Origin of the sequence: Pseudomonas sp. NPDC096950 (assembly GCF_044762525.1) — a bacterium.
Classification (GTDB): Bacteria; Pseudomonadota; Gammaproteobacteria; order Pseudomonadales; family Pseudomonadaceae; genus Aquipseudomonas.
On sequence record NZ_JBIWEL010000001.1, the window covers coordinates 36,871 to 63,094 of the forward strand.

At 58.5% G+C, this 26,224-nt stretch carries 28 protein-coding genes; 23 read left to right on the forward strand and 5 right to left on the reverse strand.

Annotation, left to right across the window (positions count from 1 at the left end):
* Positions 1-7: 7 nt before the first annotated feature.
* The 10 genes from ACIQY3_RS00285 (at position 8) to ACIQY3_RS00330 (ending at position 7,895) form a co-directional block, all read left to right on the forward strand.
* Positions 8-379: a hypothetical protein gene (locus ACIQY3_RS00285; protein ID WP_403016104.1), complete on the forward strand. Its 372-nt coding sequence runs from the start codon at positions 8-10 to the stop codon at positions 377-379.
* Positions 376-1,029, forward strand: a complete 654-nt coding sequence (locus tag ACIQY3_RS00290) for a hypothetical protein (protein ID WP_403016106.1) — start codon at positions 376-378, stop codon at positions 1,027-1,029. The genes ACIQY3_RS00285 and ACIQY3_RS00290 overlap by 4 nt, the downstream gene beginning before the upstream one ends.
* A complete protein-coding gene (locus ACIQY3_RS00295) occupies positions 1,026-1,442 on the forward strand; it encodes a phage tail terminator-like protein (protein ID WP_403016108.1) in 417 nt (138 codons plus the stop codon). Before ACIQY3_RS00290 ends, ACIQY3_RS00295 begins: the two co-directional genes overlap by 4 nt.
* Before the next feature lie 70 nt (positions 1,443-1,512).
* Positions 1,513-2,169: a phage tail protein gene (locus ACIQY3_RS00300; RefSeq protein WP_403016110.1), complete on the forward strand. Its 657-nt coding sequence runs from the start codon at positions 1,513-1,515 to the stop codon at positions 2,167-2,169.
* A 3-nt stretch (positions 2,170-2,172) separates the two neighbouring features.
* Positions 2,173-2,562, forward strand: a complete 390-nt coding sequence (locus ACIQY3_RS00305) for a phage tail assembly chaperone (RefSeq protein WP_403016112.1) — start codon at positions 2,173-2,175, stop codon at positions 2,560-2,562.
* A 47-nt stretch (positions 2,563-2,609) separates the two neighbouring features.
* Positions 2,610-2,870: a DUF1799 domain-containing protein gene (locus tag ACIQY3_RS00310; protein WP_403017603.1), complete on the forward strand. Its 261-nt coding sequence runs from the start codon at positions 2,610-2,612 to the stop codon at positions 2,868-2,870.
* A 10-nt stretch (positions 2,871-2,880) separates the two neighbouring features.
* A complete protein-coding gene (locus tag ACIQY3_RS00315; RefSeq protein WP_403016114.1) occupies positions 2,881-6,078 on the forward strand; it encodes a phage tail tape measure protein in 3,198 nt (1,065 codons plus the stop codon).
* Entirely contained in the window at positions 6,078-6,413 is a 336-nt protein-coding gene (locus ACIQY3_RS00320; protein ID WP_403016116.1) for a phage tail protein, read from the forward strand. Before ACIQY3_RS00315 ends, ACIQY3_RS00320 begins: the two co-directional genes overlap by 1 nt.
* Positions 6,413-7,111 (forward strand): phage minor tail protein L, encoded by a 699-nt coding sequence (locus ACIQY3_RS00325; protein WP_403016118.1) that lies wholly within the window; start codon positions 6,413-6,415, stop codon positions 7,109-7,111. The genes ACIQY3_RS00320 and ACIQY3_RS00325 overlap by 1 nt, the downstream gene beginning before the upstream one ends.
* Positions 7,112-7,121: 10 nt before the next feature.
* A complete protein-coding gene (locus ACIQY3_RS00330) occupies positions 7,122-7,895 on the forward strand; it encodes a C40 family peptidase (RefSeq protein ID WP_403016120.1) in 774 nt (257 codons plus the stop codon).
* A 146-nt stretch (positions 7,896-8,041) separates the two neighbouring features.
* On the opposite strand, the gene ACIQY3_RS00335 is transcribed toward ACIQY3_RS00330, so the two are convergent.
* The gene (locus tag ACIQY3_RS00335; protein ID WP_149658526.1) at positions 8,042-8,245 is read right to left on the reverse strand and encodes a hypothetical protein; all 204 of its coding nucleotides are present in this window, start codon (positions 8,243-8,245) and stop codon (positions 8,042-8,044) included.
* Between the two features lie 463 nt (positions 8,246-8,708).
* Here ACIQY3_RS00335 and ACIQY3_RS00340 point away from each other — a divergent pair, with 463 nt between their 5' ends.
* From ACIQY3_RS00340 to ACIQY3_RS00380, 9 genes are all read left to right on the forward strand, one after another.
* Positions 8,709-9,059, forward strand: coding sequence for a hypothetical protein (locus ACIQY3_RS00340; protein ID WP_403016123.1), 351 nt, complete (start codon positions 8,709-8,711; stop codon positions 9,057-9,059).
* A complete protein-coding gene (locus ACIQY3_RS00345; protein WP_403016125.1) occupies positions 9,014-9,778 on the forward strand; it encodes a tail assembly protein in 765 nt (254 codons plus the stop codon). The genes ACIQY3_RS00340 and ACIQY3_RS00345 overlap by 46 nt, the downstream gene beginning before the upstream one ends.
* Positions 9,779-9,858: 80 nt before the next feature.
* Positions 9,859-13,422: a phage tail protein gene (locus tag ACIQY3_RS00350; protein WP_403016127.1), complete on the forward strand. Its 3,564-nt coding sequence runs from the start codon at positions 9,859-9,861 to the stop codon at positions 13,420-13,422.
* 1 nt (position 13,423) lies between these two features.
* Positions 13,424-13,726 (forward strand): hypothetical protein, encoded by a 303-nt coding sequence (locus tag ACIQY3_RS00355; protein ID WP_403016129.1) that lies wholly within the window; start codon positions 13,424-13,426, stop codon positions 13,724-13,726.
* Positions 13,727-14,638 (forward strand): hypothetical protein, encoded by a 912-nt coding sequence (locus tag ACIQY3_RS00360; RefSeq protein WP_403016131.1) that lies wholly within the window; start codon positions 13,727-13,729, stop codon positions 14,636-14,638.
* 62 nt (positions 14,639-14,700) lie between these two features.
* Positions 14,701-15,981, forward strand: coding sequence for a hypothetical protein (locus ACIQY3_RS00365; protein ID WP_403016133.1), 1,281 nt, complete (start codon positions 14,701-14,703; stop codon positions 15,979-15,981).
* A 43-nt stretch (positions 15,982-16,024) separates the two neighbouring features.
* On the forward strand, positions 16,025-16,450 hold the full coding sequence (locus ACIQY3_RS00370) for a cell wall hydrolase (protein WP_403016135.1): 426 nt from the start codon (positions 16,025-16,027) through the stop codon (positions 16,448-16,450).
* Positions 16,447-16,758 (forward strand): DUF6527 family protein, encoded by a 312-nt coding sequence (locus tag ACIQY3_RS00375; RefSeq protein WP_403016136.1) that lies wholly within the window; start codon positions 16,447-16,449, stop codon positions 16,756-16,758. Before ACIQY3_RS00370 ends, ACIQY3_RS00375 begins: the two co-directional genes overlap by 4 nt.
* On the forward strand, positions 16,755-17,255 hold the full coding sequence (locus ACIQY3_RS00380) for a lysis system i-spanin subunit Rz (protein ID WP_403016138.1): 501 nt from the start codon (positions 16,755-16,757) through the stop codon (positions 17,253-17,255). Before ACIQY3_RS00375 ends, ACIQY3_RS00380 begins: the two co-directional genes overlap by 4 nt.
* A gap of 263 nt (positions 17,256-17,518) precedes the next feature.
* Here the strand turns inward: ACIQY3_RS00380 and ACIQY3_RS00385 are convergent, their stop codons facing one another.
* From ACIQY3_RS00385 to ACIQY3_RS00395, 3 genes are read right to left on the reverse strand one after another with little or no spacing between them, the layout of a single operon-like run.
* Complete coding sequence (locus ACIQY3_RS00385; RefSeq protein ID WP_403016140.1) at positions 17,519-18,004, reverse strand: MaoC family dehydratase; 486 nt, start codon at positions 18,002-18,004, stop codon at positions 17,519-17,521.
* 25 nt (positions 18,005-18,029) lie between these two features.
* The gene (gene panB / locus ACIQY3_RS00390) at positions 18,030-18,863 is read right to left on the reverse strand and encodes a 3-methyl-2-oxobutanoate hydroxymethyltransferase (RefSeq protein WP_403016142.1); all 834 of its coding nucleotides are present in this window, start codon (positions 18,861-18,863) and stop codon (positions 18,030-18,032) included.
* A gap of 25 nt (positions 18,864-18,888) precedes the next feature.
* On the reverse strand, positions 18,889-19,506 hold the full coding sequence (locus tag ACIQY3_RS00395) for a LysE family translocator (RefSeq protein ID WP_403016144.1): 618 nt from the start codon (positions 19,504-19,506) through the stop codon (positions 18,889-18,891).
* A gap of 147 nt (positions 19,507-19,653) precedes the next feature.
* Here ACIQY3_RS00395 and ACIQY3_RS00400 point away from each other — a divergent pair, with 147 nt between their 5' ends.
* Together ACIQY3_RS00400 and treS are read left to right on the forward strand one after the other, a co-directional pair.
* Positions 19,654-20,106, forward strand: coding sequence for an Lrp/AsnC family transcriptional regulator (locus tag ACIQY3_RS00400; RefSeq protein WP_403016146.1), 453 nt, complete (start codon positions 19,654-19,656; stop codon positions 20,104-20,106).
* Between the two features lie 136 nt (positions 20,107-20,242).
* On the forward strand, positions 20,243-22,309 hold the full coding sequence (treS, locus tag ACIQY3_RS00405) for a maltose alpha-D-glucosyltransferase (protein WP_403016148.1): 2,067 nt from the start codon (positions 20,243-20,245) through the stop codon (positions 22,307-22,309).
* A gap of 33 nt (positions 22,310-22,342) precedes the next feature.
* On the opposite strand, the gene ACIQY3_RS00410 is transcribed toward treS, so the two are convergent.
* Positions 22,343-23,551 (reverse strand): MFS transporter, encoded by a 1,209-nt coding sequence (locus ACIQY3_RS00410; RefSeq protein ID WP_403017605.1) that lies wholly within the window; start codon positions 23,549-23,551, stop codon positions 22,343-22,345.
* A 357-nt stretch (positions 23,552-23,908) separates the two neighbouring features.
* Here ACIQY3_RS00410 and ACIQY3_RS00415 point away from each other — a divergent pair, with 357 nt between their 5' ends.
* Together ACIQY3_RS00415 and ACIQY3_RS00420 are read left to right on the forward strand one after the other, a co-directional pair.
* Positions 23,909-25,036 (forward strand): MFS transporter, encoded by a 1,128-nt coding sequence (locus ACIQY3_RS00415; RefSeq protein WP_403017607.1) that lies wholly within the window; start codon positions 23,909-23,911, stop codon positions 25,034-25,036.
* 57 nt (positions 25,037-25,093) lie between these two features.
* Positions 25,094-26,179: a LacI family DNA-binding transcriptional regulator gene (locus ACIQY3_RS00420; RefSeq protein ID WP_403016150.1), complete on the forward strand. Its 1,086-nt coding sequence runs from the start codon at positions 25,094-25,096 to the stop codon at positions 26,177-26,179.
* Positions 26,180-26,224: the final 45 nt, after the last annotated feature.

Sequence of the window (26,224 nt, forward strand, 5' to 3'; positions counted from 1 at the left end):
AGCTTTCATGGCCACCTTCTACGACGAAATGGCCGTGATGGCTCTGGAGATGATCACAGAGTTCGGCCAGCCCGTGATCATCCGGGCATTCACCGTCGGCGAGTACGATCCCGAAACCGGTACCGCGCCGCCTGACACCATCACCGAGCAAACCGCCCAAGGCATTCTGCTCGACTTCACCGGCCAAGAATTCCAGAACAACAGCCTCATTAAACAGGGCGACAAGAAGCTCAAGATCGCCGCGCAGGGATTGGCCTGGGCGCCTGGCCTGCTGAACAAAGTCATCGCCCAAGGTCGCACCTGGTCTATCGTCCCGCCTCTGAAAGAGATCAACCCGGCCGGCACGCCAATTCTGTACGAGCTGCAGGTGCGGTCATGAGCAAATACTCAGGCCTCAACGGCATCTTCGCGGAGAACATCCGGCAGTTCGCCGAGAAGGCCCAGGCCGGGCTTGACGCAACCTTCCGCGAAATCGTGATCGAGATTGGCAGCAGCGTGATCCGCATGTCGCCGGTGGGCAACCCCGAGATCTGGGCGGCCAACGTCGCGCATCGACAAGGCAACACTGCGGCGGCTGATGCCTACGACTTCAACGTAGCCGTGCGCAACACGGTCATCAACCTGACCGACAGCAACTTCACCAAGGCCGGCAAGCTGAAGCGTGGCGTGAAGTACGCCAAGCCATTGACCAAGACTGAGCGCGACCAGAACTACAACGTAAACGGCCTGGTCGCCGGCAAGGGTTACGTAGGCGGGCGGTTTCGCGGGAACTGGCAGTTCTCGATTGATACTCCGGCCGACGGAGTGCTCGACCAGATCGACCCGTCGGGCAATGTCTCTATCGCAGTGCTCAGGACGCAGGTGCAGTCGCTGACCATCGGCCAGACGGCGTACCTGGTCAACAACCTGCCGTATGCGGTGCCGCTTGAGTACGGGCATTCGAAGCAGGCGCCCGGCGGTATGGTCCGCATCACCCTGGCCCGCTTCCAGCAGATCGTCGATGAAGCCATCAGGAACAACCAGGTATGAGCCACAACACCATCGCCTCTATCTACGAGGCCAAGCTGATTGCCTGGGCGAAAGCACTGCCGGTGCCGCTGAAGGTCGTCGTCGAAAACGAGGCTTACGAGCCCGCCGATGGCGTCACCTACCTGCGAGTCTTCACGCTGCCGGGCGACACCGCGAGCAACACGCTCGGCGGTGACCACAAGCTGTATACCGGCGTGTTTCAGGTCAGCATCGTCACACCGTCCGGCAAGTACCGAGGCGCGGCCGGTGCGCTGGCAGACCAGATCGCCGCGCTGTTCCCCCTGTACGAGCGGAACACCAAAGGCGTGCTGACGGTGGTGACCATGAGTCCGGTCGACCCTGGCCCCGGCATTCCCGACGGCACCACCTTCACCGTGCCCGTGTCGTTCATGTACCGCGCTGACACCAACTAATCCGCCCATTGGGCAAACCCAGAACCCGCCATTGAGCGGGTTTTGTCATTTCTGAAAAGAGGAAAAACCCATGGGCTACAAGATCCCCAACGGCGGCACCTTCCAGCACGCCGCGACCTATGCCGCTGCGCTGGCCTTCACCGCCATCTCCAACGCATCCGAGGCCGTGGCCACCGTTGTTGGCGGCACCCTGGCCGCTGGCGATATCGTCCTGCTCAGCTCGGGTTGGAGCAAGCTGGACAACAAAGTGGTGCGCGTGAAAGTGGCCACGGCCACCGCGATTACTCTGGAGTCGATCGACACCACCGATACACAGGTCTTTCCGGCTGGTAACGGCGCTGGGACCATGAAGAAGGTGCTGACCTGGGTGCAAATCCCGCAGGTCACCGATCTTGCTTTCTCGGGTGGCGAACAGAACTACCTGGACGTGGTGTTCCTGGAGAACGACCAAGGCAAACAGATTCCTACCGACAAGTCGGCGGCGAGCATGGTGCTGACCATCGCCGATGACCCGGCCCAGCCATTCAACTCCGTACTGATGTCTGCTGATGCAGGCAAGCAGGTGCAGGCTGCGCGTCTCAACCTGCCGGGCAACGACACGCTGCTCTACGGGGCCTACACCTCGTTCTCGAAACAGCCGGCTGTCTCCCGCAACAACCTGCTGACCCGCACCGTCAACTTGGCGTTGCAGGCGGAACCAACCCGTTACCTGACCGTGGTGGCGTAACCAATGGCCAAGTTCAAGATCGCCCAGAACGCTACCTTCAAAGCCGATGTGGAGATTCCTCGCGTCGGCGGCACTACGATCAAGGTGCCATTCGAGTTCAAGTATCGCGACCGAAAAGAACTCGCGGCGTTGTTCGCGGGCTGGCAGGAGAGCGTCAAGGAAGATCAGGAGCGCTTTAAGGCGAAGGGCGACGAGTTGACCCTGATCGAAATCACCGACTCACACATCGAGCGCCAGGTTGAGCAAGTAACCCAACTGGTCGCTGGCTGGGGCTTTGAGGACAAGCTGAGCCCCGAGTCGATCCGCGCCCTGGTTGAAACCTCTGCCGGTGCCGGCGATGCCATCGTCGACGCTTACCAGAAAGCCTTCGCTTCTTCCCGCCTGGGAAACTGATAGCCGTGGCGCGCTCACTGTACGAGCCGGGCGCGCCGGCCGACCAAATGAGACTGTTCGGCTTATCCCCTGCGGACTTTGATGAGGATATGGACGTTTGGCCGGACAACTGGCAGGCGTTCTGCCTCTTCAATGCCATGACAACGCAATGGCGCACAGGGGCATGCGGCGCCACCGGGCTCGATTATTCGGCCATCCGAAACGTGGCCAACTTCCTTGGCATCAAGAAAAAACAAATCGCTGAGATTTTTCCTGACCTTCAGGTGATGGAGGCCGAAGCCCTGCTCGTCATGAGCGAATCGAAGTAATGGAGCACTCATGTCGGGCACAATCGCGCAATTAGGCCTTGCAGTAGATTCGAGCGATGCTGTCCAGGCCGCCACGGATCTGGAGCGTCTTGTTCAGGCCGGTACGAATGCCGAGAAAGCCGCCGATAGCATGGCGGCTGGCTTCAACAAGGCGTCCACCGCAACAGCTGGCCTGGCATCAGCGGAAGGGAAGCTGTCCGAATCCACTGACGATGCGATGAAGCGTCTGACGGCCATGGCCAAGGCATCGCTCGATTCGAGCGAGTACTACCAGACCCTCACCACCAGCGTGAACACCAATGCCACCGCCCTAGAGAAGTCCGGCTCTTCGGCAAGTAGCCTGGCAGCGCTTCAGAAAAAATTGCAGGCCGAGTCTGACGCTCTTGTCGGAACGACAGATCATCAGGCCGATGCGGCAAAGAAGGCCGCGGCAGCTACTGGCGTTCAAGCTGAAGGACTGCAAGCGCTGCTTGGGAAGATCAACCCGGCAATCGCTGCAATTCAACGGCTTGATGAGCAACAAGAACTGCTTAACCAGCACTTCAAAGCTGGCAATATCAAGGAGGTCGACTACAAGGCATTTTCTGCCGATATTGACGCGGCCCGCGTAAAGCAAAAAGGATTCAATGACGAGGCCGGCAAGTCTGGTGGGGTGTTCGACAAGCTAAAGCTCGGCACACGCCAGGCGCAGGAAAACGTCGTTCAGTTGGGCAACGCTTTCTCAACCGGCGACATCGGAAGCGGTGTTCGCGCCATCGCCCAGCTTGGCGCTGGCGCTGGATCGTCAGCGCTTGGGCTGCTCGCCCTGGTTGGCCCGATTGTGGCTGTTACCGCCGTTCTGGGAGCCCTGACCTACGCGTATTACCAAGGCTCTGAAGAAACCAAGGATTACAACAACGCTCTGATCCTGACCGGCAACTACGCCGGCACAAGCGCCGGGCAACTCAGCGACATGGCGCGCCAGGTGAGCGCGACCGTCGGCACTACCGGTGATGCGGCGGCATCTCTCGCCAAGTTGGCAGGAAGCGGGGTGATCGCAGGCGATAGCTTCAAAGAAATCGCTGAAGCTGCCGCTGCGATGGAAGACGCAACCGGCAAGTCGGTCGGCGCGACGATTGCGGAGTTCGTCAAAATCGCGAAGGACCCGGTCAGCGCAGCCAAAGAGCTGAACGACCAATACCACTTCCTGACCGCCTCGGTTTACTCACAGATTGTCTTGCTCAAGGAGCAGGGCGACACCATTGGCGCAGCGAAGCTGCTGACTGACACCTATGCCGATACCGTAAAGGGGCGGGCCGGGGAGATCACCCAGAATCTGGGCACCATTGAACGAGCATGGAAAGGCATCACTGACGAAGCCAGGAAGTCTCTCGACGCAATCAAGAACATTGGCCGTGACGAGGGGCCAGCGAAAAGAATCGCCGAACTTACGCAGAGTGCAGCCTATGCACGAAGCGCGCTCAAGGCTGATCCCGATGACACCGACGCCAAGAAGAAACTCGCAGCCTCGGAGAAGGAACTGTACCTGCTGCAGCTCACGGTTTTCACCGGCGAGCAACGGACCAAGACGCAGGAGGATCAGGTACGCATCCAGAAGGAAGGGATCGAAGCCGAACAGCGCCTGAAGCAGATCGGCGACTCGAACCTTACTAATGCCGAAAAGCGGGACAAGCTGACCAAAGCTTATCTGCGTGACGTCGAGACACTGAGGAAAGCGAATCCAAATGATCCGAAGGTCCAGGCCGACTATGTCGCCAAGACGCTCGAGAACATCAAGGACAAGAACAAGGACCCGAAGACAGCATCCGCTAGTGCCGTCGACCTAACTGCTTTCAACGCGGCGCAAAACGCACTCAAGGAAATCCAGGCCGATTACTCGAACACCCAGAAACAACTGGATGCCGCGCAGAAGGCCGGGCTGATCTCGCAACAGGAATATCTCCTGAAGCGTGAAGCCTTGATCGGCAACGAGCGGGATGAGGTCACTGCGGCTTATGAGGCGGAAATTACCGCTCTTGAAGCGGCAAAGGGAAAGGCGACAACCACGGGCGAGCAGAGAATTCAGCTCGACCAGAAGATCGCCGACGCGCGCGCTGACATGGTCAAAGCGCAGAAAGCTGCGGACAGCGAACTGGATGTGCTGGCGAAGAACGAGCAGGGCCGGCTGAAGAAGCAGGAACTGGCCGTCCAGACCTACACCAGTGCGTTGCAGCAGCAAGTCGACACGCTGCGTCAGCAAGGACAGCGCGCCGCGGCCGGGCTTGGCCAGGGAGATCGACAGCGCGGCCTGACCGATCAACAGAACGCCATCGACGACAAGATCAACTCCCAGAAGCTCGACTTGGCCAACCAGTACGGTGATGGCTCGCGGGGAATGAGCCTTGATGAGTACACGAAGAAGCTGGCTGCGCTGAAAACCACGCAGCAGGATCTGCACGACACCGTGCAATCCAACTATGACCAGATGACGGCCGCACAGGGAGATTGGAGCGCCGGCGCATCGTCGGCATGGCAGAACTACCTGGAGTCGGCGCGGGATGTTGCCGGGCAGACGAAAAGCCTGTTCACCAATGCCTTCAGTTCGATGGAGGACGCGATCGTCAACTTCGCCATGACCGGAAAGCTGTCGTTTGCCGATTTCGCGAAGTCGATCTTGGCGGACATGGCGCGGATTGCCAGCAGGCAAGCCTCGTCGGGGATTCTCAACGCCATCATCGGTGCGGGCACCAACTACTTCGCCGGTGGCGGAGCTACCGGCTCGGCAACGGCCGGCGGCGCTGAAGCAGGCGCACAAGGCTTCGGCAGTCAGTTTGACGCCAGTTCTGCGTCTGTCTCGTTCGGCGGTGGCCGGGCCACCGGTGGCGGAGTTGATCCGAACACCCTCTACGAGGTGAATGAACGAGGGCCCGAGCTTTACAGCGAGGGTGGCAAGTCATTCCTCATGACTGGCGCCAATGGTGGCAGCGTCACGCCGCTGAACACCGGTGGCGGGCCAGGGGTTGCCGCTTCCGGCGGCTCGGGCGGGGCACCTCAGGTCTACATCAACATTTCCAGCGACGGCAAGACGGACGTGTCGAGTGACCAGTCCGGACTCGAAAGTTTTGGCGCCGAAATCGGAAAGTTTGTTGAGCAGAAGTTCAAGCAGCTTGAAGCCAAGTCGTTGAGCCCGCAGGGCAACATCCGCAAGGCAATTCAAGGGAGGGGGTAATGACCGACACATTCACGTTTCGCCCAGATAAGTCGGTCCCGGTCACGTTCGCCCAGCGGACGCGGTCGGCCACTTTCGGTGGCTATAAGCAAACCGCCGGGGACGGGCTCAACACTGAAACCCAGTCCTGGACGCAGACCTTCACCGGCCCAAAGGAAAGGATCATCGCGATTCTTTCCTTTCTGCGTGCCCACCAGGGCTACAGGTCCTTCATTTGGGCCACGCCTCTCGATGGGCCGCTGTATTTCACCTGCGCCACGTACGGCGCTACACCGCAAGGCGGCAACGCCTGGGTGCTCACCGCCACGTTCGAACAAACCTTCCAGGTGCAGTGATGGCTGAAAGTATCTACGAAGACATCCAGAAGCTGGAGGTCGGTTTGTACGTCGAGTTGTTTGAGCTCGATCTGACACCCATGAGCGGCGACATCTACCGTTTTCACGGGTACACGCAGCTTGGGCCGATCTACTGGCAAGGCGTTGAGTACTCGCCCTGGCCAATCAAGATTGAAGGCTTGGGCATGACGGGGGAAGGCCAGCAATCCAACCCCTCGCTCACTGTCGGCAACGTAACCGGCTTCATCACGGCGCTCTGCGCGACTTATCAGGACCTGGTTGACGCCAAGCTGCGCCGCCACCGAACGCTGGGGCGCTACATGGATGCAGCGAACTTCCCGGGCGGAAACCCTGAAGCCGACCCAAACGAGTACTTCGCTTCGGACAGCTACGTCATTGACCAAAAACAATCAGCCGACGGCGAGGCGGTGGTCTTTGTCCTGAAGTCGCCACTGATCGCCACCGACCGCAAGCTGCCAGGACGGCAGATTGTCGCGAACTGCTGCCAATGGTCATCCATCGGGGGTTACCGCGGCGTCTACTGCGCCTGGACCGGGTCGAACTACTTCACCGACAAGGATGTGCCGACCGACGATCCCGCCAAGGATATGTGCTCATTTACCCTGAAGGGCTGCAAGCTTCGCTTTGGCGAAAACAACCAACTCCGCTACGGGTCGTACCCCAGCGCAGGCAACTGAGGGGCATCGCATGAAACTCAATAAATCCATCATCGATGCCATCTACGCTCACGCCGAAGCGGAAAACCCCAAGGAGTGCTGCGGTATTGTGGTGCTGGCCGGCGGAAAGAGACGTTATCTGCCACTGCCAAACATTGCGGAGGCACCCGAGAAGGACTTCCGTATAAGTGCTGAAAGTTGGGCAGGCGCCGAAGACCAGGGTGAGCCTATGTGTGTCGTTCACAGCCACCCGGGACAGTCGGCCCGACTGAGCGGCGCGGACCGTGTTTCGCTTGAGGCGACCGAGTTGCCCTGGCTGATTGTTGAGGTGCGCGAGGGCAAGCCCGTCTCTCACCTGATCCACTTGCCGACCGGCTACCAGGCGCCGCTGCTAGGGCGGTCGTTTCATCACAGCGTGCTCGACTGCTACACGCTGGTCCGCGACTACTACCGACGCGAACTGAGTATTGAGCTGGCGGATTACGAGCGTAAGGATGGCTGGTGGAGCGGCGCCGAAGATCACTACATGGACAAGTACGAGGCGACGGGCTTCCATCAAATTGACCCGAGCGAGCTTCGTCAGGGCGACCTGATCATCATGCAGGTGCGGGCCGAAAAGGCGAACCACGCCGGGATCTATCTGGCAGACGGGAAGCTGAAAACAGAACCGAATCACCATCCGGTGCCCGGATGCATCCTGCATCACCTCTACGGCAAAGACTCAAAGCGCGACATTTTCGGCGGGTATTGGCGGGATGCGGCGCGGCTGTACCTCAGGCACAAAGATGCACAACCAACCACGTGATGCGGCAGGGCCGCGGGAGACTGAAATGGATCAAATGAAGATTGATTTGCTCAAATGCCTGGACTCGATGGCGCTCTCACTGGCGGAACACAATCATGAGTGGAGCCATGAACAGCGCCAGGCATATGAATCAAGCGTTGCTCAACTTACTTCTGACGATTGTAAGGCGACTGGTTAGTTGGCTTAAGGCTCACATTCTCATCTGCGGCTTTCGAGTAGATGGAGTCTTCTGATCGGCCGAGTTTCAGACCGATCACGCGGGTAGGAGTGTTTTCCTTAGCCAGTTTCTTCAGCTCGGCAACTTCTGCCGCTGTCCAGGCCTTTCCTGCGTTTTCAGGTTGTTTTGCCATTTTGACCTCCAGGTCATAAACGCGCCGAAATTGGCGCAATCCCAGTCCTTGGGCTTGCAGGCAAAGGACTGGGAAATCCTTTAATTGAGTTCGCTACAGAAAATTGGCTTGTTACGTTGAGGCTGTAGAAGCCTCAATGAAGTCGTCAGTTCCTAAGCGATGTGATCCGTATTTGACGGAATAGGCAGCACCAAGTCGCGCCGCCTGGGTTTCTGCAATGTCTTTGATGGCGAAAATGTCGATGAAGCTTTGCGGTGTGGTTCGCACAACGGCCCATCCGAGAACTGACCCAGGCGCGCGAGGGTCTTTCGGTAGGTTTTTCGCATGGCTTCTGATTCGCATATCCGCTCCTTGGCTTGAATGAAGGCCAAACGCTACTCCTGAAATTAGGCGGGGCGTTACTGGGGATTCGTACAGGGCCAAACCGGTGATATGGTTGGCGCTTTCCACAGGAGTGACCTGCATGAAATTATTCGTAGGAGCGTTGGCGCTGTTGACGCTGGCTGGGTGCTCGACGCCAACGATGCCGGAGATGCGTCAGACGGGGCCGGCGAAGACATACTCGTCGAATAAGCCAGAAGACGCGCTGGCCAAGTGCATTCTATTTGCATGGCAGGACACAAGCCTTGCCGGTGGTGGTGCTGTTGCCTATATCCAGCCAGGGCGTTCCGGCGGAGTGACGGTGTACACCCAAGGTAATGAGTACTTTGCTGACATCCAGCAGAGGAAGGCGAAGACGACAATTCAGTATTTTGAAGTTGGACATTCGTGGATTTCCAAGAAGCTCATATCCTCTATGGAGACATGCATCTAGGTCTCCCTGAAAAACAGACCCGGCTACTGCGCCGGGTTTTTATTGCCCGGAGAAAACCTGTGATACCAACCGCCACAACTCAATCAGCCGGCAATCGAGTTCGGACAGTCAGGCTTCATGGAGTCCTTGGTAAGCGTTTTGGTCACGTCCACTATCTTGCGGTCAACTCCGCCCGAGAAGCTGTCCGCGCACTAGGCGTGATCCATAAAGGATTCAATCAATTCATGACTGAATCGAAAGATAGAGGCCTTGTCTACGCGGTCTTTTACGGCAATCGGAATGTAGGGGAAAGTGAACTGGGAGATCCTCCGAGTCATAATGAAATTCGGATTTCTCCTATCGTCCAAGGTAGTAAAAACCAGGGCGGGCTTCAGACCATTATCGGCGTAGCACTGATCGTCGCTGCCAGTTATTTCTCTGGTGGTCTTGCGGCAGGCGGGTCTGGAGCCCTGTTCGGAACTACCGGGGCGGCGGCTGGCGCATGGACGGTCGCCGGTACAGTCGGCATCTCGCTCGCCCTCGGCGGCGTGGCCCAGATGGTCGCCGGCACTGCACCCGGCATCGGCAGCTCCGAAGCCGCCGACAACCAGCCCAGCTACAACTTCAGTGGCATAAAAAACACGGTAACCCAAGGCAACCCGGTCCCTCTCTGCTACGGCGAGATGGTGGTTGGCTCTGCCTGTGTTTCCTTGGGCGTCGTCGCAGAAGACCAGCAGTAGGCAGGCCGGCGCCAGCCGGATACCAAACACACAGAAACCCCAAGACCGCTCCGGCGGTTTTTTTTCGCCTGGAGAAAAGCATGGGCGCAGCACAAACATTCGGCGCCGGCGGCTCGAAGGGCGGTAGCGAGAAACCGCATTCGCCTGTAGAGAGCCCGGACAGCCTGATCAACACCAGCTACGCCAATATCCTCGATGCTGTCAGCGAGGGACCGATTGTTGGCTTGGTGAATGGCGCTCAGTCAATTTTCTACAACCAGACGCCACTGGCGAACACTGACGGTAGCCTGAATTTTACCGGGGTTACCTGGGAGCAGCGTACAAGCGAAGCCGAACAGGAATACATCCGCGGCTTTCCGGCGGTAGAGTCGGAAACCGCCGTAGGCGTTGAACTGAAATTCTCACAGTCGTGGACGCAGGCCATCAGCAATAACGAGCTGTCGGCGGTACGCGTTCGCCTGGGCGTATCGACGCTGTACACGACCGAGACGGACGGCGACACCGTCGGCTACCTGGTGAATTACGCTATCGATCTCTCCACCAACAACGGCGATTACGTCACCGTCCTAACTCAAGCATTCGACGGCAAGACAACCAGCGGCTACCAGCGCAGCCACCGGATTGAGCTGCCCCCGACTGATGGAGGCTGGCAGATTCGTATTCGCCGCCTGACCCCGGATTCACCGAACTCCAGCATCCAGGCCAACACCTCGATCGTCAGCTACACCGAGGTGATCGACGCAAAGCTTCAGTACCCATACACCGCACTGATCGGCACGAAGATTGACGCTTCGCAATTCAACTCCATCCCTGAGCGTGCCTTTCACATCAAAGGTCGCATCATCCAGGTGCCGGTCAATTACGACCCGGCCACTAGGGCTTACATTGGCGCCTGGGACGGCACGTTCAAGCTGGCGTGGACCGATAACCCGGCCTGGATTTACCGCGATCTGATCCTCAATGATCGCTACGGTCTGGGAGCAGTGATTAGCGATAGTCAGGTGGACAAGTGGGGCCTGTATCAAATCGCCGGCTACTGCGATGAACTGGTGGATGACGGGAAGGGTGGGCAAGAGCCGCGCTTCACCTGCAATCTCTATCTGCAAAGTCGCGCCAATGCACTGACCGTGCTGCAAGACATGGCCAGCATCTTCCGCGGCATGAGCTATTACGCCGGCAGCGAAGTCATGGTGTCGGCGGATATGCCGAGCGACCCCGTCTACACCTACACCAACGCCAACGTGATAAACGGCAAGTTCAGCCGATCGGCTTCCAGCGGTTCAACTCGCTACAGCGTATGCAAGGTTTCTTGGTCCGACCGAACCAACTTCGGCGCTGCCAAGGTTGAGTTCGTTCAGAGCCAAGAGGCGATCGCGAGGTATCAGATCCGCGAAACCGAAACCACCGCCTTCGGCTGCGTTTCGCAAGGGCAGGCCCAGCGTCTCGGTCAGTACATCCTACTGACTAACCACTACGAAACCGACACAGTCAGTTTCTCCGTGGGCCTGGACGGCACCATCGCGCGGCCCGGGCAATTGATTCGGGTGGCCGACGAGAACTATAGCGGCAAGCCAATGTCCGGGCGAATCAAGGCCGCGACAGCCGGCAGCGTGACGTTGGATGCTGATATAGAGGCAGAAGCAGGCGATACGCTGGTTGTTATACGACCCACCGGTACCGCTGAGGCTCGTGTCATTCAGGGGGTGTCAGGCCGTACCGTGACCGTGACGGAGTTCTTCTCCTCGACGCCAACTACGCAGTCCGTCTACACCATTGAGTCGGCAGAACTGAAAGCCGAGACATTCAGAATTCTGTCCGTTATCGAGAACTTCGGTGAAGACAAGCTGCAGTACGACATCGTCGCCGTGCAGCACAACGCGAGCAAATTCCCGGCTATCGATAACGGAGCACAGATCGTCACGCTGCCCACAACGGTTCTTCCGTCGGCGGTTCAGGCAATCCCGACCGGCGTGACGCTTTCTACGTTCGACACGGTCCGCCAAGGCGTCAACGTCGCTACCATGCGGATTACTTGGACTGCGCCAAAAGGCGCTGCCAGTTATAACGTGTGGTGGCGACGAGGCTCTAGTGACTGGATTTTTGGTGGGCGCGTTTACACCGCCTCAATGGAGGTTCCGGGCATCTACACCGGCACCTATGCGGCGCGAGTGGCTGCTGTAGGTCCGAACGAAAACAGCTCCCTCTGGGCCTTCTCCCAGCCAACCGAACTCTTTGGGAAAACCGGAAATCCGCCGGCGGTGTCGTTCCTGACGGCCACGCCGCTGCTGTTCGGCATCTACCTCAAGTGGGGTTTCCCTGCTGGCGCCGAGGACACCCAGCGTACCGAAATCTGGTACGGGCCGACGACCAGTCTGGAGGCTACGACCAAGCTGACGGACCTGTCGTATCCGCAAAGCGATTTCTCGATGCTGGGGCTCGCAGCGGGCGTGACTTTCTTTTTCTGGGCGCGCCTGGTGGATCGGATCGGCAACATCGGTCCGTGGTATCCGGTGGGCATGGGCGTCATGGGGCAATCGAGTTCGAATGCTGATCCAATTTTGGACATGATTGCCGGAAGGATTGGGCGATCTGAGCTTGGCGAGGATATTTTGGATGAGATCAACAAAATCCCAGGCCTGCAGGATCAGATCGACGCACTCGACGGTTTGACTGGCTACAAGCCGGCCGAGATTTACGAGAAAGATCAGATGGTCGTCGAGAATGGGCGCATCTACCAGGCGAAAAGCCAGGTGCCCATCAACACGCCACCGCCGAACGCCACCTACTGGCTGGATGTGGGGAAGTCGATCGAGACAGCTAATGGCTTGGCACAACAGGTTGCGACCAACACTGCCGATATCACCGAGCTGGATGGTGTGACCACTGCCCAGGCAACTGCGTTTCAGGCGCTGAAAGCTTCTTCCCGAGACGACAACGGGGAAGGGGATTTGGCCGATGCCCTGAAAGGCTGGACCAGCACCGCGGCGATCGCTTCCGAATCAAAGGTTCGCACCTCCGAAAACGAAGCAACGGCGCAGCGGATCACGACTTTCGACGCCGCGATTGGCAAGAACGCGGCGAACATCACCGAGCTGGAGCAGGTGGTCGCCACCAACGCGTCAGCCACGGCGACGAAGATCGATCAACTGAACGTGTCTGTTGGGCAGAACACGGCGGCCATTCAGCAGACCTCGACGGCCTACGCCGACACCGCTGGCAGGCTGACCACCATGTGGTCGGTGAAAATGCAGCTCAACGCCCAAGGGCAGTACGTGGCGGCGGCGATCGGGCTCGGCATCGAGAACGGTCCAGGTGGTTTGCAGAGCACCTTTCTGGTCAGTGCGGATACTTTCGCGGTGGTGAATGGAATCAACGGCACGCTGTCATCGCCGTTCGCCGTAACCGGCGGACAGGTGTTTATCCGTTCCGCATTCATTCAGGACGGCACGATCACCAATGCCAAGATCGGCGACTACATCGCCTCAACGAACTATGTGTTTGGCCAAACCGGCTGGGCCATTTTCAAGAACGGTGGCTTCGAAATGAACGGTCAGGGTACCGGGCAAGCTCGGATCGCGATCACCAACAGCAGCGTAAAGCTCTATCACCCCAATGGCGTCTTGGCCATCAACATGAGTGTCTGACATGACTGGCATAACCATTTACGACGACTCTAGTCGTCTGCTGGTCGATATGACCATGAATATCAGTCAGATGCAGGGCTCGTACGATACCGGCGGGGCCAATGGCGCAATCAACATACCCGCGCCGCCAGCGGGCAAGACGCAGTTCTTTATCGTCGTGCCGCTGGTGGATCTTCAGCAGGAAAAGGGCAAGAAGCCAGGCGTTACGCTTTCGGGTAGCGCCCTGTCCTGGGCTTACTCCTACGCAACTAATGGCTGGGGATACTTCTCGGCGAACTGCCGGATATATTACGGGTATTACTGAATGTCCAATATTGAGGTTTTTAAAGACAATGGGCAAATACTCTTCGATACCAGTCTGATTTGTTACGGATTAATTAAGAGTGGCAATATGTCGCTTCAGCAGTATTGGAGCAGACGCCATTTAAGGTCGGCACAGCTCGATCCGAATGATGGCGCGAACTGGACAGCTGTCGTTGTGGTTGCAGGAAACGGAACTCCCGCTCAAGGTTCGCGCAGTGACCAGTTGTGGGGGTTCACTGTCAATAATGCACTATCCCCGATTTGTTTTATTACTGGTTCCGGGACATTGATTGGCACATCAATAAGCGGGGGCGCTTTCACCTTTCTTTATTCCAACGCGTCGACTGACACAAAGTTCTATTGCTTCGACCTTATGTCGGACAATCTAGCTGGAACAACGTTTATTAAAATTTATGATACGACCAGTAAGATCACGTTTAACTCTTTGCAGCCACCTTTAAACGTAGTCGGCGCGTATCAATCACCCGCCCCCCCTGCGGCCGGAGCCCCGGACGGCAACAAGTACCTAACCTACAACGGCGGCCGAGTACAAAAGAGGCAGTACATGGGCGGCGCGCCGGGAGGCTCACTTGCGTCTCAAATGGATTGCATAGTTGATGTCTCGTTGTCGAGTGGCGTCGAGTATGCGGCGTTTCTCCCTTGGTCTAGAGCAGCGACTATAACCGAAACGCAGGAAAGCACGACTGGCGGGACTATTCAGTACAGCGTGGTGGAAGGCGCTTATGGGAGGGTCGGCGGAATCAGTTTTATGTTCGGTGCATCGGCCGGCACAAACGAAGCTGTTCCTAGTGGAGTAAATTATGCGCCAGCCACTTATAAAAATATTCCAACTGATCGTTATCCGACAGCACTGTATATTCAGACCGCGAATCTACCGTTCCCTTTTAACTAATTCGTTTAAGCATTTTATCTTGCTCCGCGCGGGCACTCATCTTTAAGTAAAAGGAAAGCTCTATGCCTTGGTATAAAGCCGGGACGGTTTCCGTTACGCAAAATTCTAATGCCGTTATCGGAGCGGGTACCGCGTTTATTGCGAACAGTCGCGTTGGTGATGGCTTTCGTGGGCCCGATGGCTGGTGGTATGAGGTGATCAATATTGCCAGTGACACGGCCATGTCGATTTCACCGAATTACCAGGGCGCAACCAACGGAGCCGGCAGTTACGCGATGGCCCCACTGCAAGGCTATGTGAAGGACTCAGCGGACGCGCTGCGGGCACTGGTCAACACGTATGGTGCCAAGCTCGCTGTGCTGGGAACCACCGGCAACTACGAAATTTTGCCGGTGAGCAAAGGCGGCACCGGTGCCGGCGATGCGCCTGGCGCACGCACTGCGCTTGGAACGGCCAAGTCAGGGGCCAACGCGGACATTACCGAACTAAATGCCTTGACCAAGGCGTTGACAGTTGCCCAGGGCGGCACCGGTGGAACATCACAAACCACCGCTCGTAGCGGACTCGGGCTGGGCACAGCAGCTGTGGCGAATGTCGGCACTGCCGCTGGCAACGTCATGCCCGTTGGCGCTGGCGGTTGGCTAGGTTCTTCGACCATTGACAGCACCAATATGAACAATGCGAAGGCCACTGGCCTTTACGGAGTCAGCAATGCTGTGAACGCACCCTATGCGGCCATCCAGCTACTCACTTCGGATTGGGGCGTTGATCCGCGTTGGCAATCCCAGCTTGCGCTGGGTATTTCACAAAACAAAGCTTACATTCGCTCAATCTTAAAGGATCAAACATCGGCGACTTCATGGGCCGAGCTTTATCACACAGGAAACACGACCCGAGGCTCGGGCGGTGCGCTGTCCGCTGCATCGCCCATCGTACGCATTGCCAACGTTGCAGACACGCAGCGTCGTGACTTGCAGGAGCAGACATTTGAACCTGCCGGAGTTTGGGGCGTGGCGAACGAAGAAGCGCATGGCGTGCTTGTGGAGCGTCTGGACGTCGGCGAATACCGCGTCAGTGGAAGCCTTGGCCTGGCGCTGGAAGGCTGGCGCACGCAAGATCCATGCTCGCCCGACGGCGGCCGGATACTCGGCATCACCGAAAGCCAACAGGCTGAAGACGGCACTGTGACCATCAAGCTGTTCAAGCAACGCTGGACGCTGTCGGATGACGGCGAAATGATCCCCGGGCGCGGAGCACCAATTGATGTGCCGCTGAACAGCTGGATCGACGTCCGCCTGGCAATGCCAGAGCCCGTAATGCCGATACCGACGATCGAAGAATAACCACCCGCCATCGAGCGGGTATTTTTTTGCCTGGAGAAAAGTTATGCCTGTTACCGAGAAAGACCGCGACATCCTCGCGCGCACGCTGTGGGGTGAGGCCCGCGGCGAAAGTTTGGCCGGCCAGATCGCCGTGGCCTGGGCCATTCGCAATCGGGTGGACGACGGCAAGCTGAAATCGTGGTGGGGCGAGGGTTACGCCGGTGTGTGCCAGGCGCCATACCAGTTCAGTTGCTGGAACAAGACCGACCCCAACTATAAGTTTCTGATCGGCGTGAAGCAGATCCCGTTCCGTGAGCTGGCCCAGGCTCGGATCGCCGCTGACCAGGTGATTGACGGCAAGGTCGCAGACCCGACCGGCGGCGCCACGCACTATTACGCGACCACCATGCCGACGCCACCGACTTGGGTGAAGGGTGCCAAACAGACGTTGAAGCTCGGCCACCACATTTTCTTCAAGGATGTGCCATGACAGCTTTTCGCAAAGTTTCTCGCGTGCTGGCCACGACTGAGGAAGGAAGTCTGTGGTTTGAATGCCCGGGCTGCGAGATGGTGCACAGAATCATGCACGGTCCGGGCGCCGGCCCTCGATGGGGATGGAATGGCGACGCTGACAAGCCAACGCTCACTCCTTCGGTGTTGGTGCGTTACAACTGGTCTGATGGTGAGCGTGTCTGTCACTCGTTCGTCACTGATGGACAGATCCAGTTCCTGGGTGACTGCACCCATGCCTTCGCCGGACAGACAGTTAACCTGCCGCCTTGGGAGGATGAGGTATGACGTCGATCTGGCTGCGGATCCTTCCTTATATGGCTGCGCTGCTGATCGGTGCAGCTGGCGCCTGGATATGGCAAGCCAACAGCTACGGCCAGATCATTGCCATCAACGAGGCGAGCCGCCAGGCGGACCTGGCCACTATCGCCAACGCCGGCGCCGCGCAGGCTCGCCGGGCACTGGAAAAGCAACAGAGCGCCGAGCAGGCCGTCGCCAACCTCGACCAGAAAAACCAGAAGGAGAAGACCGATGCCCTCGCTGAAAATGAAAAGTGGCGCCGCGCTGCTGCTGACTCTGCTCGCCGGCTGCGCATCGCGGGAAGTTGTCGTGCCGGTGCCGGGGACTTGTCCAGTACCACCAGTACCACCAGCCTGGGCGATGCAGGCACCATCGAACTCTCTGCAGCTTCTGGATCAACTGTTTTCGATATCCGCGCCGGGATCATTGCCGACCAAGCAGCCTTAAGGGCGCTTCAGGCGTATGTAATGAATGTGTGTCGATAGGGATTGTGTTCGGTCGGCAGGACGCCGGGAAGGGTTGCGTGACTTTTGCGTGACTTGGCGTGACTCTATGTTGATCTATAGCTATTCGATTGCAGCGAGCGCCAGAGAAATCAACCGTATACCAGAGGTTTGCTACGTTACTGCGTGCATGGGGTGCTAGGGGTCGAGTGTTCGAATCACTCCGTCCCGACCATATAATTCAAAGGGGCCGCGAGATTTATCTCGCGGCCCCTTTTATTTGTCTGCGTTCTACCCCCGAGCAATTAACAGGCGACCCCGGCAGTCCCATTAGTAGGATCTCCCTCAGCAAGCATCTGCTTGAGGCATTCACGCTCTTCAGTTCCGGGCAGTACCCCAGTCGTACTCGCCTCCAGCACCGTAATTCCCTCTGCGTTGAGAATCCTCACGTCAGCTTTCGCATGACCCCGTTCATCGATCTCAATGATGAGCCAATGGCAGGTGATCTGTTCTCCCGCATAAACCGGTTGCTTGAACGCAAAGCTCATCCCCGTTGCCAGCCAACCGATTTGCCCGCCAATTTCGGTGATGAGGCTGGCGGTCAGGAGGCCATGGGCGATAGGCGCTTTGAACCTGCGCAGCGTTGCGTAGCGCGCCTCGCAGTGAACCGGGTTGTAGTCCCGAGAAATCTGCGCGAATTTTCGAATATCATCCTCTGAAAAACAGCGGACGACGGTGAACCGGTCACCGACCTGGAGGCCTTCGGCAGCACGTTCTCTCATACTCTTCATAACGACTCCATTAAGAGGGGCGCGGTTAAAACGTATGTTCAGGGCCTGGAAATGTTCCTGCATCGACTTCACGTGCAAAGTCGCTGGCTGCCGTGTGAAGTACCGAACGAAGGTCGGCGTACTGTTTGACGAATCGCGGCAGGCGACCGGTGCGCAGCCCGGCCATGTCCTGCCAGACCAGCACCTGGGCATCGCATTCACTACCTGCGCCAATCCCGACGGTAGGAATTGAAACGGCTTCAGTGATCGCTCGAGCCACATCGCCGGGCACCATCTCAATCAAAACAGCGAATGCGCCCGCTGCTTCAAACGCTCTGGCGGCGTCTATTAGCCGCTGCGCATCTTCGCCTCGACCCTGGACGCGGTAGCCACCCAATTGATGTTCCATCTGCGGTGTGAAGCCGATGTGTGCCATGACGGGAATGCCAGATTGAGCCAGTTTCTCAACCTGAGGCAGCATTTCGACGCCACCCTCGAGTTTGACCGCATGCGCACCGGCTTCCTTCATGAAACGCACAGCTGTGTGGAAACATTGCTCCGCCGAAGCCTGATAAGAGCCGAAAGGAAGATCCGCAATCACCAATGCCCGGCGCGTCGTTCGGCTGACCGCGCGAACCAGCGGGATCAGTTCGTCAACGGTGATCGATAACGTGGACTCATTGCCGAAGACATTGTTGGACGCGGAATCGCCCACCAGCAGGACAGGTATTCCGGCCTCTTCGAAAATGCTCGCGCTGTACATGTCATACGCGGTGAGCATCGCCCATTTCCGGCCCTCCACTTTCATTTGTTTCAAATGCGGGATGCGGACCCGTGGCAGTTGCTGGGCGTTGTCATACGGTGAAGGCTGATCGCTCATGGCGGTGTCTCGCTGAAAAAATGGATTAACCCAACATCTGCTCAATGATCAAAACGACCGCAATGACGATCATGGCCGTTCCGGAAAAACGACTGACAAAACGAGCCGCGGAGGGACGAGTCTGCAACACCACCTGTGAGCCAAACCCGACCAGCAAATAGATCACGCCGCAACTCACGGTGTGGATAAGCCCCAGCGCAATCATCTGCATCGGCACCGGCCAGGCTGCGGTAGCGTCGGTAAATTGCGGCAATAGCGCCAGGAACAGCAGGAACACTTTCGGATTCAGCCCGCTCACGCAAAGTCCCTTGATCGCCCAGCGCTTCCAGGAGCCGGACGCCTGGATGTCATCCGCATGAGGTGTAGCGGGGCGGGCGAGCATATTGACGCCCAGCCACAGCAGATAACCCGCCCCGGCGACGGTCAGCACCGACAAAGCCAAAGGGTGCTTGGCCACCAACGTGCCGACACCACCGGCAACAATAGCGGTGGCTATCAAATGCCCGGACAACAACCCACCCACGGCGGGTATGACGACTCGACCTTTCAATCCGGCAGAAATGGCATAGGCCCAATCGGCGCCTGGCGTGATGACGAACAGAATCGACACTGCCCAAAAAGCCACGAAAACGCTCAAGGTCATGGCGTTCTCCCCATCTGCTGCTGAAACACCATTCGCTCCATCGTCTCGCTCCGGTCATTATTGACAGGAGGAAGAATAATGAAATGTGGTTAGAATTTACTTTCAAAGGTAATCATCAAGTCGCTACAGAATGGGAGATTCTTCCAAATGGACAGGATTGATCGAAAGATTCTTTCTGAACTGCAAAAGGACGGTCGTCTTTCGGTCACCGAACTCGCCGAACGCGTGGGGTTGAGCCTTTCCCCGTGCCATCGCCGGGTTCGGGCACTGGAAGAGTCGGGTGTGTTGCTCGGCTATCGAGCCCAACTGGACCCCGGCGCATTGGGCCTTAACTTTTCAGCCATGGTGTTTGCCACGCTGCGTGAGGGCGACAGGCAAGCTGTCGAGGCTTTTGAAACGGCGCTGGTCGACATCCCGCAAATAGTCGACGCCCAGCGGTTATTCGGCGAGCCGGACTACCTGCTGCACGTCATCACTCAGGATTTGCCGGCCTTCCAGCGGCTCTACGATGAGAGCCTTTCGACGTTGCCCAACGTGCAGCGGCTGACCTCAACGCTGGTCATGAAACGGGTTGTGCAGGATCGACCGTTGCCTCTGTAATGAGCGAGATGGGCGTTGTGAGCCAGTCCGACGCAACGAATGCCACGCCAGGGCCTCATATAAAGACGAGCGAAGCCTTTGCTGTACGTAGGCACTGGCCAATTGCGGTTTTACTCCGACAATAGGTATTTGTTTTATGACGGCTGCTGAAAAGAACCAAGTGACCTGGCTGGTCGAGCAATCCATGCTGCATGCCGCAAAACAGCGGGCCAAACTGTATTCCGGGCAAGGTCGGTTGTGGCAGCAGCCGTATGCCCATACGCGCCCCCGGGATGCTTCGGCCCTGGCGTCGGTATGGTTCACGGCGTACCCGGCCTCCATCGTGACCCGTGAAAACGGCACGGTGCTGGAAGCGCTGGGGGATGAAACCCTGTGGCATGCACTGTCGAGAATCGGTATCCAGGGCATCCACAATGGGCCGCTGAAAATGTCCGGTGGCCTGACGGGAACTGAACACACACCGACGATCGACGGCAATTTCGACCGCATCAGTTTCGAGATCGACCCGCAGTTGGGCACTGAGGCGCAGCTTCAAGCGCTGACCCGCATGGCCGCTGCGCACAACGCGGTGATCATCGATGACGTGATCCCTTCGCACACCGGCAAAGGCGCGGATTTCCGCCTGGCCGAGATGGCATATGAGGATTATCCGGGCCTGTACCACATGGTCGAGATCCGCGAGGAGGACTGGCCGTTGCTGCCGGATATCGCCGAAGGTCGCGATGCCCAGAACCTCAGCCCGGCGCAGGTCGATGTGCTGCGGGACAAGCATTACATCGTCGGGCAATTGCAGCGCGTGATCTTCTTCGAGCCCGGCGTCAAGGAAACTGACTGGAGCGCGACCTCGGTGGTGATCGGGGTCGACGGCAAACCACGGCGCTGGGTCTACCTGCATTACTTCAAGGAAGGGCAGCCGTCGTTGAACTGGCTGGACCCGACTTTCGCGGCGCAGCAGATGATCATCGGCGATGCCTTGCATGCGATTGATGTCATGGGGGCGAAGATTCTGCGCCTGGACGCCAACGGTTTCCTCGGCGTCGAGCGCAAGCTTGACGGCACCGCCTGGTCTGAAAGCCATCCGTTGTCGATCACCGGCAATCAGTTGCTCGCCGGGGCGATCCGCAAGGCCGGTGGTTTCAGCTTCCAGGAGCTCAACCTGACCGTCGACGATATCGCCGCGATGTCCCATGGCGGCGCTGATCTTTCGTATGACTTCATCACCCGTCCGGCCTACCAGCATGCGTTGCTGATGGGCGATACCGAGTTCCTGCGCCTGATGCTGCGGCAGATGCACACCCAGGGCATCGATCCGGGCTCGCTGATTCATGCTTTGCAGAACCACGACGAACTGACCCTGGAGCTGGTGCATTTCTGGACGCTGCACGCCCACGACACTTACCTCTTTCAAGGCCAGACCTTTCCCGGAAGTATCTTGCGTGAGCATATCCGCGAGCAGATGTACGAGCGCCTGGCCGGCGAGCACGCGCCCTATAACTTGAAATTCGTTACCAACGGGGTGTCCTGCACCACCGCGAGCATCATCACCGCCGCGTTGGGAATCCGTGACCTCGACGCGATTACCACCGCTGATATCCAGCAGATTCGCCAGGTGCATTTACTGCTGGTGATGTACAACGCCATGCAGCCGGGCGTGTTCGCGCTGTCGGGTTGGGATTTGGTCGGTGCGCTGCCGTTGCCGGCGGAACAGGTCGAGCATTTGATGGGCGACGGTGACACGCGCTGGATTCATCGCGGCGCCTACGACCTGGTGGACCTCAACCCGGATGCGCCGTTGTCCGCCGGGCAAATGCCGCGACCGAAGACGCTGTACGGCAGCTTGCCGAGCCAACTGAAAGATCCGGATTCGTTCGTCTCGCAGTTGCGCAAAATCCTCGCCGCGCGCCGCGCCTACGACATTGCCGCCAGCCGTCAGATCCTGATCCCGGACGTCGAGCATCCAGGGCTGCTGATCATGGTTCACGAATTGCCGGCCGGCAAAGGCACGCAAATCACGGCGCTGAACTTCGGCTCGACACCGATCACCGAAACCCTGCACCTGCCCAATATTGCACCGGGGCCGGTGGTCGACATCATCAATGAACGGGTCGAAGGTGATCTCACGCCTGAGGGTGAGTTCACCATTACCCTGGATGCGTTTGAAGGCCTGGCGTTGCGAGTGGTGAGCACTTCGCCGATGCTTTAAGGCATCGCAACGAACGTCGGGGTGGTCAGTGGTTCAGCCACCTAGACGGGGTGAGGTTGCCCCGTAGCGCTGTTCTTGGATGCTTGCGGCTTTTGGCGTTCGCATCAGCAACGGGCCGAATGTCGCCAGCAAACCCAGCATGATCAACGGGAAAAACATCAGCCTGCCGAGGCCGAAGTTGCTGACAATCACCGTGATGGCGGCCGGCCCCACGAGCATCCCGGAAAAACCGATGCAGTTAACGATGCCGATGTTGCGACCCGCATGGTTGGGATCGCGGCGCCCGGCGGCAGAAATCATCAGCGGCGCGATGCAGGACAGGCCCAGGCCGTACAGGGCGAAGCCGACAATGCCAGTCAGCGCGGTACCGCCGACAATGGTGATGATCATGCCGAGGACACACAGCGTCCCGCAGCCGAAAACCACCCGTGAGTTGCCGAACGCGGCCGCCAGCCGATCACCGAACAAACGCCCGACAAAAGCCGCGCCGACGAACACCGAGACCGCCATGCCGGCCGTCGAGGTCGTTGTCGAGAACTCACGCCGAATGTATTCCTGACCCCAGTCGGCAATCGCGTTTTCGCCCATCATGCTGCCGAGCAACAGGGTGCCGAGGGCAATCATGACCAGCAGCGTTTTGGTCGATGGGCCTTTGCCGGCCTCATCGGTCGAGCGGTCGCCGGTGTGCCAGTCACCGAAGGATGCGTCCGGCACATCATGCTTGCCGAGCAGCCATCGACTGAAAAAACAGCCCACGATAAACAACGCCACACCGAGTACGGTGTAGGGCACTTGCACGCTGTCGGTGTAGAAACCGGTCAGCCAACTGCACACCATCCCCAGCAGAAAACCACCCAGCGAATAGCACGCGTGGAACCCCGACATGATCGAGCGCTGGTAGAAGCGTTCGACCTGTACGCCGTGGGCATTCAGCGCTGTGTCCATCGCGCCACGCAGCAACCCGAGGATGACGCCGAAGCACAGGGCGAACCAGAATCCACTGACGAATCCCTGCGGGATAATGGACAGGGGATACGCGAGGGCGCACACCGTGATCACCGGTTTCGCGCCGAAGGTATCCAGCAACCGGCCCACAAACAGCGCGCCGGTTGCCGAGCCCACGCCGACCCCGAGTGCGATCAAGCCGAAATTCCCGTCGCCCAGTTCGCCGGTCAGACCCAGTTGCACCCTGAACACGCTGACGCCCGTGGACCAGATGTACATCAGGGCGCCAATCATCATGAAGCCGAGGAACGTCGCGATGCGCGCTTTACGAATGCGCAGGGGGATAGGTGTTGCCGGAAGGTTGTCGATCACGCTGCATGGTCCCTTTTGTTTTTGTGGGGTGTTTATGCAATTGAGTTATACGTATAACCCCATGAAAGTAACATTTTCAGGAGATTGGCTGTCAACCCTTTTCAGATTTACGGCCAGAAGGTTAGGTGCACGGAAGCCGCTTAAATTAGCCGGGCCTTAAGGAGTCGCCATGACCGTATAGCCTGATCAATATTTTTAAGTTATACGTATAACTTTCGTAATTCGAGCACCGAGGTTTCCGTGTCGTCTCAAGAATTGGTACTGCCGTGCGCTACCCCTCACATGGCGGCTTATCGGCTGACGTTCCTGTTGTCAGGCCTGTGCATGGGCGCCTGGGCACCGTTGGTGCCGTATGCGCGCAGTCGGGCCGGAGTCGACGACGGAGCGCTGGGCCTGTTGTTGCTCTGCCTCGGCCTGGGTTCGCTGGTGATGATGCCGCTCGCCGGCATCCTCAACGCCAGGAAAGGTTGCCGCTTCACCATGCACGTCGGCATAGCCCTGGTGCTGCTGACATTGCCGATGCTGGCGACTACGCATTCCTTCGCCGGTTTGATGTTCGCCCTGACGATATTCGGCGCAGGCTGCGGCTCGGTCGATGTGACGATGAATGTCCAAGGCGTCATGGTGGAGCGCGCAACCGGTCGCTCACTGATGTCGGGTTTTCATGGCTTGTTCAGCCTCGGAACGATCGTCAGTGCGGCGGGTATGACTGGATTGTTATGGCTCGGCGCAACACCGTTGCTGGCCAGCAGCGCAGTGCTGGCGGCACTGGTCGCTTTCGTTTTGACCTCCGGGCGGCACATGCTGGGGCGCAGCGGCGATGAGGGCAGCCCGATTTTTGTCCGGCCCTCCCGGAAGGTCTTGCTGCTGGGCGTGCTGTGTCTGTTCGCTTTTCTTGCCGAAGGCGCGATTCTCGACTGGAGCGCGGTGTTCCTCGCCGAGGTCCGTGGGGTCCAGCATTCGATTGCCGGCCTTGGTTACGCTGCGTTTGCGGTGATGATGGCGTTGGGACGCTTGAGTGGTGACCGGATTCTGCTGAAGCTCGGCCCGCGCACGGTGCTTATCGGTGGCGGACTGATTGTGATGCTGGGGTTTCTGGTGGTGGTGCTCGCGACCGACTGGCTGTGGAACCTGGTGGGATTTGCGGTGATTGGCGCCGGCCTGGCCAACATTGCCCCGGTCTACTTATCCCTGGCCGGCGCCCAACGGACCATGCCCGGTGAGTTGGCGATCGCCGCAGCCACCAGCCTCGGTTATCTCGGCATCCTGATGGGCCCGGCGGTCATCGGGCTGTTTGCCCACGCGACGAACCTGTCGGCGGCGCTGCTCGCCGTGGCTTCGTTAATGATTGCGGTCATGCTCAGTGCCACGCGACTGGTTCCGAAGGTTTCCCGTCAACGGTTACACTGAGTGCCTGTTTTTTCACCGACCTCGAACGAGGTTTTTCAAAAGATCGGGAAGCAAGCGATGGCATCCGTTTCAATGAAAGATGTAGCACTGGCGGCGGGGGTGTCTCAGCCTGCGGTGTCCTACGCTTACAATCGCCCCTCCAAACTGTCCCAAGCCCAGCGTGAACATATCCTTGAGGTGGCTGCTTCATTGGGTTACCCGGGGCCCAACGTGCTGGGGCGCAGCCTGCGCTCGGGCAAGATCGGCGCGATCGGGTTGATGATGATGGACAAACTGTCCCTGGCATTTGCCGATCCCTGCACGATTGCCTTGTTGCGCGGCATCAGTGAAGTGGGCGAACTGGAGAACGTCGCGCTGACGTTATTCCCGCTGAATAACAATCGCCTGGTCGGGCGTTCGCCCGCGGCGAATCACGGCAGCCTGGCCCTGCGCGGGTTGGTGGATGGCTTGATTATTTCAACCCTGCCCGACGATCACCCGGCCGTGTTGGCCGTGGTGAAGCAGAACATTCCGTTCGTGGTGATCGATTCGCCATTGGTGGACGACTCGTTTTTTGTCGGCATTGATGATCGCGGCGCCGCCCGCACGCAGATGCAACATTTGCTCGACCTGGGCCACCGCAAGATCGGCGTCATCATCGACCGACTCAACCCCGACGGTTATCGCGGGCCGATTGATCAGGCGCGTTTCAAGAGCGCCAGCGAACGCATTGTCCGCGAGCGTCTGACCGGGTATGTGGAAGCGGCGGGTGCGGCAGGTCTGGCCTTCGAGGATTTGAGCATTATCGAAGCCGGCGGGCTGGATTCGACGTCGGGGCAAGCGGCGGCCTTCACGCTGCTGACCTCCAACGACATCACGGCGGTGGTCGCCTGCTCGGATGTGATGGCAATCGCCTGCATGAAAACCGCCCACGCGCTCAATCGCAATGTTCCGCAAACCCTTTCGGTGATTGGCTTTGACGATATTCCCGAGGCGGTTCAACTCGGCTTGACCACGATCGGCCAGCCGATGGTGGAGAAGGGCGTCTACGCCGCCAGAATGCTCACCGAACAGCTGAATGCACCGGCCGGCACCCGGCTTGAACCCGAGCAGAAAATCTTCGCCACGAAATTGATTGTGCGTACCTCGACGCTCCAGATTTAACACCAACCTTGCAGCAGTTGCGTTCGTCGCTGTAGCAGCTGTCGA